This is a genomic window from Dictyobacter formicarum (genome assembly GCF_016587435.1).
Genome location: NZ_BNJJ01000005.1, coordinates 145,308 through 161,418, shown reverse-complemented (window position 1 = coordinate 161,418; position 16,111 = coordinate 145,308). Strand labels below are relative to the sequence as shown.

At 49.6% G+C, this 16,111-nt stretch carries 14 protein-coding genes and 1 pseudogene; 10 read left to right on the top strand and 5 right to left on the bottom strand.

What is annotated here, in order from left to right; genetic code table 11:
- Positions 1-130: 130 nt before the first annotated feature.
- A complete protein-coding gene (locus JMI88_RS10505) occupies positions 131-970 on the bottom strand; it encodes an MBL fold metallo-hydrolase (RefSeq protein WP_201361780.1) in 840 nt (279 codons plus the stop codon).
- Positions 971-1,095: 125 nt separating this feature from the next.
- Positions 1,096-1,831, bottom strand: a protein-coding gene (locus JMI88_RS10500; protein ID WP_373323813.1) for an IS1 family transposase whose coding sequence is annotated in 2 segments (ribosomal slippage) — positions 1,096-1,573 and positions 1,572-1,831 — 738 coding nt in all. Because the reading frame shifts where the segments join, the coding sequence is not laid out codon by codon here.
- A gap of 454 nt (positions 1,832-2,285) precedes the next feature.
- On the opposite strand from JMI88_RS10500, the gene JMI88_RS10495 reads away from it, so the two are divergent.
- On the top strand, positions 2,286-2,810 hold the full coding sequence (locus JMI88_RS10495) for a hypothetical protein (RefSeq protein WP_201361779.1): 525 nt from the start codon (positions 2,286-2,288) through the stop codon (positions 2,808-2,810).
- A gap of 17 nt (positions 2,811-2,827) precedes the next feature.
- Here the strand turns inward: JMI88_RS10495 and JMI88_RS10490 are convergent, their stop codons facing one another.
- Together JMI88_RS10490 and JMI88_RS10485 are read right to left on the bottom strand one after the other, a co-directional pair.
- Complete coding sequence (locus JMI88_RS10490) at positions 2,828-3,010, bottom strand: hypothetical protein (RefSeq protein ID WP_201361778.1); 183 nt, start codon at positions 3,008-3,010, stop codon at positions 2,828-2,830.
- A gap of 36 nt (positions 3,011-3,046) precedes the next feature.
- Positions 3,047-3,553: a TetR/AcrR family transcriptional regulator gene (locus JMI88_RS10485; protein ID WP_201361777.1), complete on the bottom strand. Its 507-nt coding sequence runs from the start codon at positions 3,551-3,553 to the stop codon at positions 3,047-3,049.
- Positions 3,554-3,720: 167 nt separating this feature from the next.
- On the opposite strand from JMI88_RS10485, the gene JMI88_RS10480 reads away from it, so the two are divergent.
- The 6 genes and pseudogenes from JMI88_RS10480 to JMI88_RS10455 all read left to right on the top strand — a co-directional run bounded on the left by JMI88_RS10480 (position 3,721) and on the right by JMI88_RS10455 (position 11,765).
- Positions 3,721-4,680 carry an LLM class flavin-dependent oxidoreductase gene (locus JMI88_RS10480; RefSeq protein WP_201361776.1) on the top strand — a complete coding sequence of 320 codons (960 nt, stop codon included), beginning with the start codon at positions 3,721-3,723 and terminating at the stop codon, positions 4,678-4,680.
- 187 nt (positions 4,681-4,867) lie between these two features.
- Positions 4,868-5,553 (top strand): annotated as a pseudogene (locus JMI88_RS10475) (ISNCY family transposase); the annotation flags it as partial.
- Between the two features lie 542 nt (positions 5,554-6,095).
- Positions 6,096-6,761 carry a chymotrypsin family serine protease gene (locus JMI88_RS10470; RefSeq protein WP_201361774.1) on the top strand — a complete coding sequence of 222 codons (666 nt, stop codon included), beginning with the start codon at positions 6,096-6,098 and terminating at the stop codon, positions 6,759-6,761.
- Positions 6,762-7,360: 599 nt separating this feature from the next.
- The gene (locus tag JMI88_RS10465; RefSeq protein ID WP_201361773.1) at positions 7,361-8,887 is read left to right on the top strand and encodes a hypothetical protein; all 1,527 of its coding nucleotides are present in this window, start codon (positions 7,361-7,363) and stop codon (positions 8,885-8,887) included.
- 1,088 nt (positions 8,888-9,975) lie between these two features.
- Positions 9,976-10,941 carry an ROK family protein gene (locus tag JMI88_RS10460; protein WP_201361772.1) on the top strand — a complete coding sequence of 322 codons (966 nt, stop codon included), beginning with the start codon at positions 9,976-9,978 and terminating at the stop codon, positions 10,939-10,941.
- A gap of 53 nt (positions 10,942-10,994) precedes the next feature.
- Positions 10,995-11,765, top strand: a complete 771-nt coding sequence (locus tag JMI88_RS10455) for a transcriptional regulator (protein ID WP_201361771.1) — start codon at positions 10,995-10,997, stop codon at positions 11,763-11,765.
- 34 nt (positions 11,766-11,799) lie between these two features.
- On the opposite strand, the gene JMI88_RS10450 is transcribed toward JMI88_RS10455, so the two are convergent.
- On the bottom strand, positions 11,800-13,818 hold the full coding sequence (locus JMI88_RS10450) for a sensor histidine kinase (RefSeq protein ID WP_201361770.1): 2,019 nt from the start codon (positions 13,816-13,818) through the stop codon (positions 11,800-11,802).
- 121 nt (positions 13,819-13,939) lie between these two features.
- On the opposite strand from JMI88_RS10450, the gene JMI88_RS10445 reads away from it, so the two are divergent.
- The 3 genes from JMI88_RS10445 to JMI88_RS10435 are packed head-to-tail and all read left to right on the top strand — an operon-like array spanning position 13,940 to position 16,065.
- Complete coding sequence (locus tag JMI88_RS10445; protein ID WP_201361769.1) at positions 13,940-14,386, top strand: ArsR/SmtB family transcription factor; 447 nt, start codon at positions 13,940-13,942, stop codon at positions 14,384-14,386.
- Complete coding sequence (locus JMI88_RS10440) at positions 14,383-15,399, top strand: cation diffusion facilitator family transporter (RefSeq protein ID WP_201361768.1); 1,017 nt, start codon at positions 14,383-14,385, stop codon at positions 15,397-15,399. The genes JMI88_RS10445 and JMI88_RS10440 overlap by 4 nt, the downstream gene beginning before the upstream one ends.
- Before the next feature lie 39 nt (positions 15,400-15,438).
- The gene (locus JMI88_RS10435; RefSeq protein ID WP_201361767.1) at positions 15,439-16,065 is read left to right on the top strand and encodes a TetR/AcrR family transcriptional regulator; all 627 of its coding nucleotides are present in this window, start codon (positions 15,439-15,441) and stop codon (positions 16,063-16,065) included.
- The last annotated feature ends 46 nt before the right edge of the window (positions 16,066-16,111 follow it).

The window sequence follows — 16,111 nt, the reverse complement described above, 5'->3', positions numbered from 1 at the left end:
TACAAGCAGTACTTTGCCTTTTCAGGGCCCCACAACCCGGCTTTGGAGGCCCCTGTACGCGGTGCGCGACGCGCTTTATCCTCGCTATGACACTACATTTGACACCAATTGCTCTTTATTTGGATCTGCCCTACGGATTGGTAAGATGGCCCGTCAATTCAGCATAGACGTTTTGGATCGCAACAGGCAGGCGGTCTTCGCGTGATCGGGGAGAGAGGGACTGCAGCTCGGCACTCATTTTTGCCACGCTGGTCTCCTGATCCCAGTGCTCAATTTCATTGGCTACACGCGTACGTAGCTCTTCTATCCATGTGCGCAGCGCACGCAGAGCCTCGGGGGGTTGGATGGGGCCGTGGCCGGGTATAACGTGCCGCGGGTTCAATTGCTCCAGGCGCTTCAGTGCGCGAATCCAGTTGGCCGAATCGCCTTCTGGTGGCATTGCCGGGAAGAGATTATTGAAGAGCAGATCGCCGGCAAACAATGTGCGCGATGCGGGCAACCAGGCTACGCTATCGCTGGAGCTATGCGCCGCTCCCAGGTGGAGCAACTGGACCTCAAGATCGCCGATAAAGATGGTGAGGGTCTCCTGAAACGTGATGGTCGGCAGGGTAATCATAGTGACGTCGTTAAGCATCGCACCGTCATCTGGATCCTGTTTCCACAAAGCCAGCGTTTGTTCTCCAGTCCTGACAAAGGCTTCGCGAGCACCCTGTTGGGCAATAATTGGGCCATTGGCAAAGACCTGGTTGCCAAAGACATGGTCGCCATGATGGTGTGTGTTGAACAGGTAGAGCCCGCCCTGTTGCTGGTATTGCCGTGCAGCAGCGTACAAAGATGTTGCCTCTGCTACGTTGATCCCCGAATCGATGACTAGTACATGCCCTCGATTTGCAATCAGGCCACGATTACAATAACCTCCGAGCACTGCCATAGTTCCTGGAGCCATTTCCTGTAACGTTAGATCAGACATTATCAATCCTTTCTTGATGAGCCGATAGTAATTAAAAGGTATTGTCTTGCTCAATAGCGTGCTGCATATCTTCCCCACTGTGACTCCCATCCCCCTGGTTCTACCTGGATCCTAAAAGGAAACGCTCACGTGAAACGGATGACACACTCACGGTTGTACCGATGAAGAAAGAGCTGGAGGCAGGACTCGTGCATCACAAATGTTTTCGAGAAGAACAATGTTTTGCGTACAAAGCGACCTAAACGCTGTCGAAGCGTATTGTTCCAGCGTTCCACGTGGGTCGTTTCTCCTGCTTCTTTTCCAACAGCACTGTGCTGCTCTTCTGGGATTACTGCTTGATAAGCTCTCCAAAAATCGGTGAAGCAGTGACCTATACGATAGAGCGGAGAAATGGATTCCCACAGCCAACGACAGGTGACTTCGCTGCGATCTCCTATAGTGTATGCCACCACTTGTCGCGTCTTGCGGCAGAGCGCAATCCAGATCCAGACTTGATTCGTCTTCTTCAGCACAAAGGACCACAACTCATCCAACTCCAGCACGGTCGCCTCCTCGCTGCCATCGGGCTCAATCAACGTTTCGTGCAACGCCGGGAGCGAGGCGGCCTTTTTTTATCCAGACAATTACCGTCTGACGGGACACACCAAAGGTCCGCTCCAGCCCACGTAAACTGCTGCGTTCTTCGTGGGCGCGAAGAATCTCTTCTCGGCGTTCCTCTGAGCAGACATGGAGAGTGGGATTGTCCCGGCTTTGCCTCTGACATGTCTGGCAGAGATACTTCTGTTTCCCGTTGGGCGCCCGCCCATTTCGCACGAGTTTCTCACTCTGACAATGCGGGCACTGGAGCGTGATCGTGACCATACAACCCTTTCTGAATAGAGGTGGTTCTCGTACTTTATCACACCATTCCCATTTTGACCACTACCGTCAGCTTGATTGCACTATGTGGCACAATTGGTGAATGAGCGGGTACACGCAGGATCCCTTGAAAGAAGATGAAGGGTGGTGGAAGTAGAGGACAATCATAGCATTGCGTAACGCTTACTAGCTCTGGTTTATATGCTAAATTTACATTTTGCATCAGTATTGATCCGAAATAGGACAAAATAATCAACATAGGCTAAATCAGTGTCACATCGCAGAAGCAATAGTTAAGGATGCGGTAGAGTCACATTCCGTTAATGGCAAACGTTAAACGTTTGGAGGGAGGAAAGTAGTGAATGCAAGGTTGTTTGCTCAAGGAGAAATATGAAATACGCAGAACGCTCAAGAACTTTTTCACAAACTCGCTGCCTTTGAACCCGACGGAGTACAGGTGTTAAGTGTCTACCTGGATATGAGTCCGCATATGTCGGGGAAACAGCCATGGAGGCGCACATCTACCCCTGTACTCAGGAAAAGGTTACGCGAGATTGAGAGAACATTGTTGCCTCGTCATCCCGCGCTAGATGGCTTTCGCAAGGATGCGGAAAAAGTTCAACGTTACCTTGAAAACCACGCCGAGCCCTGGTTACAAGGGGTTGCCATCTTTGCCTGTGACGCGCATGGGCTCTTTGAGACCCTGGAAACTGGCACAGCATTTCAGAACCAGATAGCACTTGAACCCTATCCCGATCTGTTTCAATTGGCCCACCTGCTTGACGAGCAGAAGACGGTAGTGACCGCAGTGGTCGATACCAACACAACGCGCCTCTTTGTGACACGCCTGGGCTTCCTTGAAGAGGTAGCTGGACCTGACGACTCACCGGTCGGCTATGGCAAACGGAACGCTACATGCTTAAACCAGGCACGATACCATCGGCGGGTTGAGAATAAACGCAAAGAAATTGAGCAAAGATAGGTTCATATTCATATTTATTAGGTAGAAGGATTGAAGAAGTCTTCGACGGCAAGCTGAGGATATTGCTTTTCAAACTGTGCCAATGTCTCTTGGAGAGCGCTTTGAAATGCATCCTTTATAGGATCTCGCTCGAATTTACTACGAATCTTTTCTCCTATTCCGCTCTGATCAAGCACATAACCAATAGTATTATCTACCAAAGATGAATGATCCAGAATAATGACGGAGGATTACCTTCACACCTCGTCGTATGAACAAGGCTGCTCCTGCTCTAGCCACCAGGTTGTGGCGCCGAGGCCCGCGTAGGCGATACAACTGAGTCTCAGATCGACGGGCGGCTCGTCAGGCCCTGGTTCTGCGAGCGCCTGGGCGGAAAAAGAGCGAAAGCGCATCTCTGTGTTCTGGCGAAAACGCTGCGCGAAGAAGGGATCTCCTTGTGGGCCAAGCATCACACGGTAGAAGTCGGCAAGCTGCTGAATATGTTTCAGCAAGTTGAGCGGACCTGGTGCGTCCTGGTTTGCGGTCAGCTCATGTATCTCGTTCATATACTGTTCGAGCAGGTCATATTTATCCAGGTAATGGCGGTAAAACGTCGATCGGTTGACCATGGCTCGTTCTGTTATGTCTCGCACCGTAAGCGCTGCAAATCCCTTCTCCACCGTGAGCTCGATGAAAGCCTGCTGGAGCAGTTTGCGGGTGCGGCGAACGCGTAAATCCTCGATGGCTTCTGACTTTTGCGTCACTTTCTCCTCCTTTGTCGCATACACAACATTCTCTGTTCCTTTGCTGGTTGACGCCTCATTCTATCTCCTGTTAGGCTATTTCTGCAACAGTACGTTGAATAAGCAACGCTACGATGCGCAAGCTTTGAGGAATTCCCTCAAAGGAGAAGACAGAATGGAAAGCATGAATGGAACAGAAGGAAGAACATCGTTCTTTGCGGGAACGCGTTGGTCTATCGATCGAATCCGCAGATCCGGCAACGCTCGTTGCGACCCTTGTAGAAATTGAGGAGGCGGAGGTTGACCATGTCTGGGTGGGTGGTCCGCCTTGGAATCCAGACCTGCTCACGACCCTGGCGGCGGCAGCGATGCGTACAACACATCTCACCTTAGGAACGGCGATTGTGCAGATCTTTGCGCGTCATCCTGTACTCCTGTCTCAACAGGTATTGAGTCTCAACGCCATAGCCCCAGGCAGGCTGCGGCTCGGCATCGGTACAAGTTCGCCAGAATTTGCCAAGCGTGTGTATGGCGTAGACATGGAGTCGCCTCTCTCCTATTTGCGTGAATATGTCCAGGTGCTGCGTCCGTTGCTCCAACAAGGCGAGGTCCATCATCAGGGGCGTTTCTTTACAGTTGATGCCTCGCGGCAGGAATCGGCGCAGGTTCCCCTGCTTATCTCAGCGCTCGGACTGGTAGCATTCCGCCTCGCTGGCGAGATTGCAGATGGTGCCCTCTCCGCTATGTGTCCGATTCCCTATTTGCTTAATGAGGCTCTTCCAGCTCTGCAGGCGGGGGCAGCCACCGCCGGGCGTCCCAGCCCGCCCGTCGTGGCTCATGTGCCGGTAGCATTCACAAAGGATCGAGCGGCTGCATTACAGGTAGGGCGGCAGGCAATGAGCATTTACCCTACGCGCTCGGTCTATCGCAAGATGTTCTTTGCAGCAGGCTTTTCGCAACAAGAGGTTGATACTGTATTAGATAGCTTCGTTGAAAGCCTGTTAGTCTTTGGCGATGAAAGCAAGATACGAGATCGCCTGTTGGAACTGCTCGGGGCAGGAATTGATGAGCTAACACCCGGTCTCGTCCCTGTCTCCGACGCCGCTCAGGAAAGAATCCGCTTGGCACGGCTCATCGGCCAATTGTGAATGCAAAGCTTTGAAGAGTGCTGGAGGAATCTTTCCGGCCTCTTTCTCTATGACTTGTAACCATTGAGTATGCAGGTATTCAGGGGGTATCGGTAACATCAGCAGGGTCAGAAAGCGAGAAACTCTTCACGAAAATGCTGGGAGTTTCTGGCTTCCTTGAGCCTCATACAAGAAAGAATAGATTGTCATGGCAAGACCCTGTGCTGTTTCAGATACATTGCCTCTCCAGACCCTTGAGCCACTCTCAACTACTTGCCTGACATGTGGCAAGGCCGCTCATATCGCCTACCATACGCAACGGACGGTGACAACCCTCACGGGACGGCATCGTTTGCACCTGGCTGTGCGCCGATGTGCTCCACGCTATCACCGACCCTATCGGCCAGAAGCGGAAGGAGCATGGGCGTTACCACATGGAGAATATGGATTAGATGTGATTGCGCTCGCCGGGTTACTGCGGTATCAACACCATCAAAGTCTAGCAGAGATCCATCAGAGCCTTCATGAACGAGGACTCTTGATTGGCGAACGAACCGTGCTCAACCTCTTAGCACGATATGAAGAGTTGGTGACCCTTCATATGACAGATCGGGAACGCCTCCAACCGCTTGTGCAGAAGCAGGGATCACTCATTCTGGCGGTGGATGGACTGAAGCCAGATGTTGGTCATGAGGTCCTCCGGGTCGTTCGTGATTGTATCTCAGGCGAACTTCTGCTTGTTTGGCCTTTGTTGAGCGAACGCGAGGCCGACCTGGTAACGCTGCTTAAAGAAGTGCAAGAGATGTTCTCTGTTCCCATTCGGGGGTCATTTCAGACGGTCAAAAATCGATTCGGAATGCTGTTGTTACAGCATTCCCTGATATTCCGCACCAGTTTCCTGTTCCTACCAGCCGCAAACCCCCTGTCTCTCAATGCACATACTTATTGGCCGTCTTTTCTGTGCTCTTCCGGTTTCTGGTTCCGAGTATTGGGCGAACTCCTATACTGGAACTATCAGGAATTGATGAACATTTCACACGCTATATTAGGACAGAGGGGAAGGGCGTAACGCTTCCAACAATATGGATTGCCCCTGGATGGTATGCCAGTACTGATATATCGGTGCTCAGACAGGGTTTCAGGCCACTCAACATCTCTGCCTATCTAGAATGAGACAACCGATCTGGTTTTTTTTGCTCAAAAGGAAGAGTTTCGTCCCATTCTAGATAGGCAATGGAACCAGTGGCCCAAGACCCTGTCTGAGGCAATCAATCGTTGCCTTCGTCGCAACATATGAGCAGCTTCTCTCGTTTCATCACTTCCAAAGAGGCGTGTTCAGAGCCTTAAGGGATTCTGTGCACACGATAGGACAAACAACGAAATATCATTCAGCGGAAGCCGCTCGCGAGCGGCTTCGTCCAAGAGGAGGATAAGCAATGCAAAAGGTGCGGCCAATTCAAGGTGGTACGCGCATCGCTGGTTCGGCCAGCGATGGAACATTGGGACTCGTCGTGACGAATCTGGGTACCAAAAAGACAGGTTTTCTGACAGCTGGTCACGTGGTTGGCGGGCAAAATACGCTTGTTGGCCAACCCACCCCCGACACTATTGTGGGTCTGGTGACACTCAATACATTTGCACCAAAATCATCGGTTGATATTGCTTTCGTTAATGTGGCTGCAGGTGTTGAGTATGATCTACAAACCATATGGAGCCCAACAACAGGCTCGTTCAAGATTGATGTGATGTCTTCCTATCCCGATAAGGATCAAAAAGTGAAGTTGTGTGGGACGGGCCAGAAGCTACAGGAGGGGACTGTGATTTATGAGAATGCGAATGTCAATGTGGAGGAAGATGGAGTTCGATTGGAGTTGAAGGGTGTTTCTATCGCCACCTACCCCAGCAGCCCCAGCGATAGCGGCGCTCCTATTGTGTCGGTTGATCGAGAAGAGGTTGAATGGCTCGGCATTCATGGCGGTTCTGTACAGATTTCCGGGAAATTGTATGCATGGTTTACTCCCCTCGCGACGATCAACCAGGTGGTCCGCATTTATGATGCCGATCAGAAAGAGAGCACCCCCGCTATTACTCTAGAAGCGTAACCATCCCAGTGTATTCGTTACCAATTGGCCCGGTGCTACCTAAGCTGTTACGAAGCGCAAGGGAGCAGTCAGGAGGTTGCCCGTACCTGGAACCAAATGTCGGAATAGTCTGCTGAATCAGCCTGTAGAGAGCTTCAACGAAGCTCTCTTTGAGGACAGAAAAAAGCAATTTCAAGCAGCATATCTCTCTCCATGCACATACCATTGGCCGTCTTTTCTGTGCTCTTCCGGCTTCTGGTTCCGAGTATGGGCAAACCCATGTATTATAAAAATAGCTATTAATAAATATATGTAATGATATAGCATTAATTTGTATACCTCTTTTAATCTTTAAATACCTGTCAGATCTGGTCGTTCCTGTATAGGGGTGCCAGAGTTGCTCCACGGCAAAGGCTCGTTGCCTTTTGCTATCTCTCTCCGTTTTTTCTTCTTGATCTTTATATAGAAATCAAAAATAGTTTGGCCATCACTATAATACCAATGAATGTATCGGAAGTCGGCTTCAAGCTTTCTTGTCGAAAGTTAACGCCTACTCATTTGCGCTTACATATCTCTTTTCCTACAAGAGATATAACAATGATATTACGAGGAGAACATTTATGTTGAGCACTATGGAAAAGATGCCTAAGCCTGGGGCATCACCAGTTATCAGGGGAACCGTAACGGGAGAACCAACGACAGATCTCAGTTCCATCATTTCAGATCTTCCCTGGGAAGATTCGTTTGTTTTTGGATCTGGAGTAGATGCTATTACAGGTGGTACATTGGGGTCTGCTATCAATCCGTTCACGCCGACCCAGCGTACAACCAAAACTTCCCTGGAAAATTGTCGCTTCATTCAATCCGAGAGGGAACTGAATCGTGAGATTGAGACTTCGGCTTCGGGCAAATACAATATTGAAGGGATAACAATTACGGCTTCAGCATCGTATTTGAGCAAAATCAAGTTCTCTGAACTCTTTATTACCCTGGTTGCGCAATATCAATCTGAATATAACGGGTATGACGAAGCCAGTACTTATACCCTGACAGATGCCGCGCGAAAACACATACAGGAGCCTGCACAATTCCGCAACATGTATGGGGATTACTTCGTAGCTGGAGGAAAACGCGGTTCCCGCTTTACTGCTGTGTATACGTGTTCTACTACCACCGCGGAAAAGATGGATGAATTCAAGGCCAGCTTTGGCGGAGAAGCGCCTGAAGTCTTCTCTGCCGAGGGAAGTGCACGCTTCCTCCAATCGGCAAAAGAACACAATGTCAGTCTGTCCGTAAATCTCTTTATGGAAGGCTACACAGGTACTCCTCCCAGTGGTCCCTGGACGCCCGAGAAAATTTTGCAAGCTCTCGAATGGTTCAAGCAGAACGAGCAAGGTATTTATCTTAAGGCGAAACTCGAACACTATAGTGTTATCGATCCGACATATCCACGCACGATTAACATCGCTCCTGGTATCTTTGTGGACCTTCGCCAGCTATACCTCACGGTGTGGGATGTCCGCTCACGCTATTCTACCTGTCCCGAAGTCTATCAAGCTCAATTAAAAAAAGATTACATTGATCTTGATGCCGGGGTTACTGCCCATCAAAATATTCTGGCCGTGGATACTGATAAGCGGCTTGAGTATCAAACTAAGGCCGATAGGCTCCTTTCCCAGCTCAATGACGTCTTTTCTCGTATGGATTTTTACTTTAAAGTCCAGCAAACAATCAGTACAGAACCTGCGAAAGGCCAGGTGATTGAAGAAGGGAGAGGGCAACAGTCGTGGATGTATGGTTATAGCACTTATACAAAAAGCCCTGCTGTTGTCATCGCTTCTACGGAGATGCGCTACCATGAAGACTGGCATATCGGTTGGCGGGAACATACCTTTGAGTTTGGCCCGGATCAAAATCGTCTGATTGTCGGTTGGCAAGTAATTTCAAACTGGAATGACGGGACCAACGGCTCCTGGAAAAAGGTAGTGGATAGCATTCTTTCAACAAGCTATGCCGCTGTCTATGTCACCTCATTATATGACCGCGGATGCGACTGGAGTTTGCGCATCTACCATGTCGATGCCAAAGACTATCAATTTGGTCTGAAAGCGGACGTTTTCACGAAAGTCCTCTCGGAAGTGTTTTGATAAACTTTCTGAGAGTGGCCGTCACGGTAAACCTGACTACCCTAAACAATACCCTCGCATCCGGCCCGAACCAGGCGCGAGGGTATCATAGGGCGGTCAGCCCATAGAAGCTGTGTGAAAAGGCCTCAGAGGGGCCAGAGTATCTAAAGGTGAAATCTGTACGGTAAGGATCCTGCGACAAGTTTTTCGCCAAAACTCGCTGGTTTTCTATCTGTAAAGTACTGAAAAGCATGCTTTAAAAGAGGAAACTTGACCGAGCACAGACATTCTCCGACGAGTGCCCTGCGACAAATTTTTTTGCAAGTGTCCTGTTTTCCGGCTTGTAGCCTGGTTTCTTTGCTTAGCGTACAAAAAGCACGGCATGGTGCGCTGACCCCTATGAGACGGATGAGCAATTGGAGCGCATTCTTTACTGGGATATTCTGCAAGAAGCCGACTCAACAGGGCCCTCGAGTATTAACGGATCGGATTACAACGCTAAGCGCTTAGCGTTGTAATCCGATCCGTTAATACTCGAGGGCCAGTTTCCTGGTAACCTCATAGTGAGGGTTATCTAAAGAACGGAGTTAACCATATAAGCATTCTCCTTATATCTCTATTTGGAATACGGACATTAGCCACTTGTGTGAAGAGCTGCAAAGCTCCAGTGCTATCTAGCGTTAATTCCATGTTCCCGATTTGGAGACGTGCTTGTTTCTCCAGATCTTTGAGCCAACTTATCATACACCTGGCATCTAAGAATAGGAGAAATCCGTAAATTTGAGCTCAGAAGCAAGGGCGCGAATGACACCAGATTTGACACCTTAGAGGATGAATTAATGAGGACGGAGTCGAAAAAATTTAAACTAGAAAAACCTTCTCCCGTGCTCAGCTCATTGCTGAAGTTAATTCTATAACCGCTCTAAAATGGGTGCAATATGTCAAGTACAGATATTCAAAACATCTGTACTTGACATATGTTCTATTGCTGATTATACTTCTGTTATATAAACTGTAGATTGTTCTCATCTCTATTGCTTGATCCGTAGCACAATAAGAACAAGTGTTCTAGTTTATTACTAGAATAGAGACATGCAGGACGTGTGCCCATGAGCGTAGCAAAGGGCGTTGCGGTTGGGATGGAAATTGGGGGTGGACAGGCAACGGTTGCTCTAATCGATCATAATGGCTGTGTGCGAGAACGGTGTGTGGCCAAAACATTGCGTGGTCGTCCAGCAATCGCAACCCTTGACCCATATTTACGCGCAATTGATACGATGTTGCAGCATGCCAGGGAGCAGGAAATGGAGGTCCTTGGTATCGGTGTCAGTATCCCTGGATCAGTGGATAGCCCAGCCCGCCGTCCACTGCAGGTTCCTATTTTGCCTTCGCTCAATAATTTTCCCCTGGGTGACTTATTGGAGAGCCGCTATCATCTGCCCAGCCAGGTGCATACCGATGTGGATGCCGCTGTCCTGGGGGAACATCGTTTTGGTGCAGGGAAGACCCATCAACGTCTGCTCTTCTTGACCGTTAATGCGGTTGTCGGTGCATCTCTGGCGATAGATGGGCAGCTTGAACATCCCGGCCGACAATATGTCGGGCATGTCTGTCATGTGCCTATTGCCTCAACGGGACCTCGCTGCAGCTGCGGCAAATGTGGCTGCATTAATACGTTGATCTCAATTGAGGCGGTTAAACGCATGATACAGCGGGCGCTGCGCCGAGGAGAAGAGACAACGCTGACACAGCGTTTTTTAAATCGTGAGGTCTTTAGCCATCAGTTGTTGGCGGAAGAAGCTGCGCGTGGCGATAACCTGGCTCTGCGCGTCTATCGAGAACTGGCTCGCTGGATAGTGGAGGCTATTACACGCTATATTGGCTTGTTTGAACCAAATGTCTTTATTTTAGGTGGTGGAGTGCTTTATGGAGGTGATTTGCTTCTGGCCCAGATACGCACACTCATTCATGATCGTCCACCTTCACCACTATGGGAGATGATCGAAGTTGTACCAGCATGCCTGGGCAGCGATGTGGCATTGATTGGCTCGATTGCCCCATTTGCTTTATTATAAAATTGTAATATAAATGCTGGACAATACTCGAGTTTGAGGCATATACTAGTATCATGAATGCCACACGGATTCCTGTTATTGTAATTGATGATACGCCTGTCAAGCGTCGTGGGATATGTGAATTTGTAGAGGAGACTACTCTACTCAAATTAGCAGGACAGTCAGGCGACGCTCAGGGTGCTATAATGCTGGTCGAAAACCTCTGCCAGGAGCAACATCAGAACTCTACTTTAGCCGGTTGGCTGATATTATCGGATTTGCGCCTGGGTTCAAGCAATGGGGTTGAACTGGGTCGCACTCTACTGGACATTGCGCCAGGCTTGCGCGTGGTGATCTATACTCAGGATCCCAGTTGGACGCTGGCGGCCGAGGTTTTTCGCCATGAATACACACGCCGTGGAACGCAGCGTAACCGCCGCTCTGGTAAGTCCTCGGGCCTGCATGGCTATGCGCTTTTCAACAACATGGAGCCTGCTTATTTGGAGCATATTGCCGCCGCCGTTGTTTTTCGCAAAGAGACGTATATTGATCCTGAAGTCCTGAACTATTTATTAAAGCGTTTGCGCGGGCAAAGGTTGACCCCACGCCAGGAGGAATGCGCCTCTTTACTTGCTCGGGGTTTGAGCAATGATGATATTGCATTGAGCATGGGGTTTTTGAACGCAAAAGGCGGCCCTAATATCGGTCCGGTAGAGAATCTAGTGAGCGAACTGTATACGTTCTTTTCCATTGAAGGCGCGCCTAGCGATCCAGGACGCCGTGTGTTACTGGCGCATGCCTATGAGGCCTATGCCGGATTACGCCAGGACCCACTGTTTCGTTAGCTGTGTCCTGCGGTTTGCCGATTGCTATTATTGTTTATGCTGGCTGTACCTGTGATTGCGCATCCATGCGCGCTTCTGGTAGCAACGGTATTTCTAGCCGTACCGTGGTTCCATGTTGTGGATCGGGTCGCGGTTTTGAGTCTATACGCAGGGTACCATGGGCGGCCCGTACTTTGAGATCAGCCTTAAAAAGGCTGGTTTTTTCAGGTGGAATGGATTGCACATCGAAGCCATGCCCATCATCGCTAATTTCGATGTTCAAAACGTTATCTCGGCAGGCTGTACGCACAGTGGCATAACTGGCACCAGCATGATTATAGATGTTGAGCAAGGCCTGAGTGACGGTATAAGAGATGGCCTCCGCGATTTTCTCACCCTCTTCACTTTGTTCCAGGTCTGGATTGAGCGCATCCAGTGCCCAGAGATCATGACGGATTTCAAGCAGAGATTCTGTATGCAGTACAGGTAGATCCTCCCGAATCAACTTCTCTAGATGGAGTTTCAGACCCAGGCTGCGCCGTTGATACGCATCTTCTACCAACAATTGGAGTCCGCGCAAATCTCGTTCCAACTCCTCGCTGATCTTGCGCACTTTGCTTAAAGCCTCAATGACGGGTGACGCGGCTACCTTACCATCGACACTACGTTCCATCTCCAGGCGTAATTTATGCTGCCAGTAGCCGAGTAGGGAGCGAATACGCAGGGCTTGCTGTTTCGGCTGATCATGGATGCGTTGAGACAGCAGGGAGCGCAGATGCGCGTCTGCATGTAGCAAGAGTCTGGTTGCCTGTTCAAGCTCTTCATTTGTTTTTCGCAACTCGTGAGCCGTTTTTTGCTGCTTCTGTAATGCCACCTCGCGCTGGTCCAACGTGACATGCAAGCGAGCAATCAGGCGCAATGAACGGATCGCATAGAGCAAGATCAGTGGGTAAACAGCGGCTAGAATATAAAACATCGATAAGGGTAGGAGTGTTTGTCCCGTCAGGAGAATGGGCAACACGCCAAAGCAAAATCCCAGGCCAATGCCCCCGATCCAGAGAGTCAACAAATCTCCTAGATGATGGCGGATACGTGGTGGAATAGCGGGCAAGCGGGAACCGTCCGAGGTTTTTTTGTGCTGGGGCCAGATCCCCAGCATCTGAAAAATAGAAGTAATACCAATGCCCAGGCTGACCACGCCACCAAAAACCGCGTATCCTAAGCTCAATTCTATATTGGTGCGGATCGGCACATAGCCTCTGGACAAAAAAGAGATCCAATTATAAGCTATCAACAGCAACAGTGGAGCATATGGTAATCCATCGACCAGCCAGCCAGGATTGCGTCCATTGATCATGGCTATTGGGCGATAGGTCAGGCTGAGGTGGATAAAGGCGGCCCCTAGTAAGGCGAAAGAAGGAATCCAGACCATCTGAACCACAAAATCTGGTGGCGTGGCGGTCTGAATATTGCCCCAATGGCTATAAAGGAGAAGTAGTATGGCTGGTGGAAGCAGCGTAAGGCCCTCAACCGCCCCGGTCCATTCGGAGGCAGTTGCCAGCAGCACGATGCCAACAATGAGCCAGCTCAGCCCGGCTAGAAATGTCAGGCCAAATGTTTGCCACCATAGATTCCAGGTAAAGAGATAGGCCGGACGCGTAATTGTCTGCGACGGTGTCTGGTCGCCCCGGGCGGTATAGGTGATGATTTCCTGGGGACGAGCTTGTTGATAAGCTCGCTGGATGCCAGTCATACCCGGCATATGGTTGACGGCCGAAATATGTGTATTGCTGGTCAAAGAACCGTTTGGAATGGCAAAAGGTGGTAATTGTTCTGGCGTTGTAATAATGACGATCGGCTTATCGGGACTCTCGGCATCAATGGTCCAGGTAAACCCTCCGAACACTTTTCCAATCTCGTTGAACAAACGCAGATGACCGGCCCCACTGATCAATAGTAAGATCAAGGCAACGGCCAGATATAATATGGTGAGCCTGGGGCGTATACGCTGCCACCAAACGTGTGTTATATGTTGTTCCGCGAAAAATACAGTAGACACACTTAAGTGTAACATGTCCCAATCCTTGGGTGCAAGGGAGCTGGTAGCGTGCTTGAGAATTTACTTATTCTATGCTATACTTTCTCATATGGATACCTGCATACATGTACAGCTATGCGAAGGAAGGATAGCACAAATGACTACTAGATCGGTTGTTTCTCCTCTTAGTGACGAGGTTACTACGCAAGATGAGGTATGCCAGGAGCGTGTCATTCATGCGGAACATGTTGTTGAGATTCGGCGCCATGTCCTGCCAGCGAAGGATGCCTTACAAATTGCAACCCTCTTTTCCATGTTAAGCGATCCTACGCGTTTGCAGGTGCTGCATGCATTGCTCTGTGCGCCAACTGGCGAGTTATGCGTGTGTGACCTGGCTGCTGGCCTGGGACGCGACGATACCACCATCTCGCATCAACTGCGGGTCTTGCGTCAGCATAAAGTTGTAGCAATGCGAAAAGTTGGACGTGTTGTCTACTACCGTTTGGTTGATGAGCATATCCGTCAATTGTTGTGTATGGGCCAGGATCATATCCAGGAAGAGCAAGTGTTGAAACGTCAATTGGATCGTGAGGTATTGGAATGAGTTTAGGACATACCCATGCACATGGGCATAGTCATGGTCATACGCATGGCATGGCTACCAAAAGCCTGCGCACAGCATTTTTACTAACAATAATTATTCTGCTGGCGGGTCTGCTGGGCGGTATTCTGTCGCATTCTCTGGCACTACTTTCTGACGCAGGACATACCCTGACCGATCTTTTTGCCCTGGGGCTGGCGTGGTTCGCCGCCAGACAGGCCGAGCGACCTTCTGATGAACGGAAAACCTATGGCTATCATCGTGTGGGTATTCTGGTCGCGCTCTTAAATGCCATTTCGCTAATTGTGATCGCAGTCTTTATTGGCTGGGAAGCTTTCCAACGTTTTCAGCATCCCGAACCTGTGCAGCCATTGATTATGTTTGTGGCAGCAGCCATTGGTATCGTTACCAACCTGTACATTGGCTTTGGCCTGAGTAAAGAGGGGCATAACCTCAATATGCGCGCCGCCGCTCTACACGTTTTTGGTGATGTGGGCGCCGCCGCCGCTGTAATCGTGGCTGGTTTGATTATCCTTCTGACCGGCTGGACCTTTGTGGATCCCTTGCTCTCGGTAGGTATTGCTCTCTTTATTGCCTATGGTGCCTGGGGTATTGTACGCGAAACCACTGACATTCTGTTAGAATCGGCTCCAAAAGATATACCTGTCAAGCAACTGGTGGCTGATATCCAAAGTGTAGATGGTGTTAATGATGTTCATGATTTGCACGTCTGGTGCATTACCAGCGGTATGCTGGCTCTTTCCTGTCATGTTTCCATTTGTAATTTGCAGCCAGAAGAAAATGCGCGTGTGTTGACCGATATTCAGAGCATGCTACAAAGTAGTTACAATATTACTCACGCCACTATCCAATGTGAATGTAAAGATCATGCCTCTGCCTGCTGCGAGAACGAAAGTCTGTATTGTCAGCTGGGTTCAAACAGTGCAGCAGAAGCCTGCTGTGACCAAGACCACCAGCCCCTCAGCATCACTATGAATAGCCATACACATCCGTAAATATTCTTATAGCCATGAAGGATGGGAAAAGGAAAATCCATGTCATCATCATCGCAAGTGCATCGATCTCTTAAAGAGAAGCAACGCCAGGAACGTGAAGCATTGATCCTCAAGGTTGCGGAAGACGTCTTTTTGGAGCGCGGCTATCATGATACCTCGATGGATGAGATCGCCAGCCGTGTTGGTATTGCTAAAGGGACCGTCTATCTCCATTTTCCAGGGAAAGATGATCTGGTGATAGCGATTTTCGAACGGGATATGCAGGAAATTCTACGTCAGATGGATGTCAGCCTCGACTGCCAGTCTTCTCCTCAATCCAAGCTCGAGGCTCTCCTCCATTTTATGTACGCTGGCTTGTTCAGTAAACGTACCCAGTTGCTATCATCTATCTATCATAGTGCTGATATGCAGCGTCTTTTTGCTGAAAAAGGCAGTTGTTTGCGAGTTTTATGGGACCGCGTGGCGCAACGTGTTGCTCAACTGCTGGATGAAGGAAAAGAGCGGGGAGATTTTGATCCCACGCTACCTACGAGTATTATGACCAGCACTTTCCTGAGTTTGCTTTCACCGAAAAGCTATGAACGGTTGCTCGCAGATGGGCATTTTGTGCCCGATGATATTGTGACCCATACCGGAAAAATTTTCTTTCGCGGCATCCAGGCATAGCCCTGATGATTGGATAGTAGGGGGCAATCTTGTGACAAAGAGCTAT

Coding starts and splice junctions, on each gene's coding strand:
- JMI88_RS10505 (WP_201361780.1), bottom strand. CDS start 970: ATGTCTGATCTAACGTTACAGGAAATGGCTCCAGGAACTATGGCAGTG.
- JMI88_RS10480 (WP_201361776.1), top strand. CDS start 3,721: ATGGAACAGAAGGAAGAACATCGTTCTTTGCGGGAACGCGTTGGTCTA.
- JMI88_RS10470 (WP_201361774.1), top strand. CDS start 6,096: ATGCAAAAGGTGCGGCCAATTCAAGGTGGTACGCGCATCGCTGGTTCG.
- JMI88_RS10465 (WP_201361773.1), top strand. CDS start 7,361: ATGTTGAGCACTATGGAAAAGATGCCTAAGCCTGGGGCATCACCAGTT.
- JMI88_RS10460 (WP_201361772.1), top strand. CDS start 9,976: ATGAGCGTAGCAAAGGGCGTTGCGGTTGGGATGGAAATTGGGGGTGGA.
- JMI88_RS10455 (WP_201361771.1), top strand. CDS start 10,995: ATGAATGCCACACGGATTCCTGTTATTGTAATTGATGATACGCCTGTC.
- JMI88_RS10450 (WP_201361770.1), bottom strand. CDS start 13,818: ATGTTACACTTAAGTGTGTCTACTGTATTTTTCGCGGAACAACATATA.
- JMI88_RS10445 (WP_201361769.1), top strand. CDS start 13,940: ATGACTACTAGATCGGTTGTTTCTCCTCTTAGTGACGAGGTTACTACG.
- JMI88_RS10440 (WP_201361768.1), top strand. CDS start 14,383: ATGAGTTTAGGACATACCCATGCACATGGGCATAGTCATGGTCATACG.
- JMI88_RS10435 (WP_201361767.1), top strand. CDS start 15,439: ATGTCATCATCATCGCAAGTGCATCGATCTCTTAAAGAGAAGCAACGC.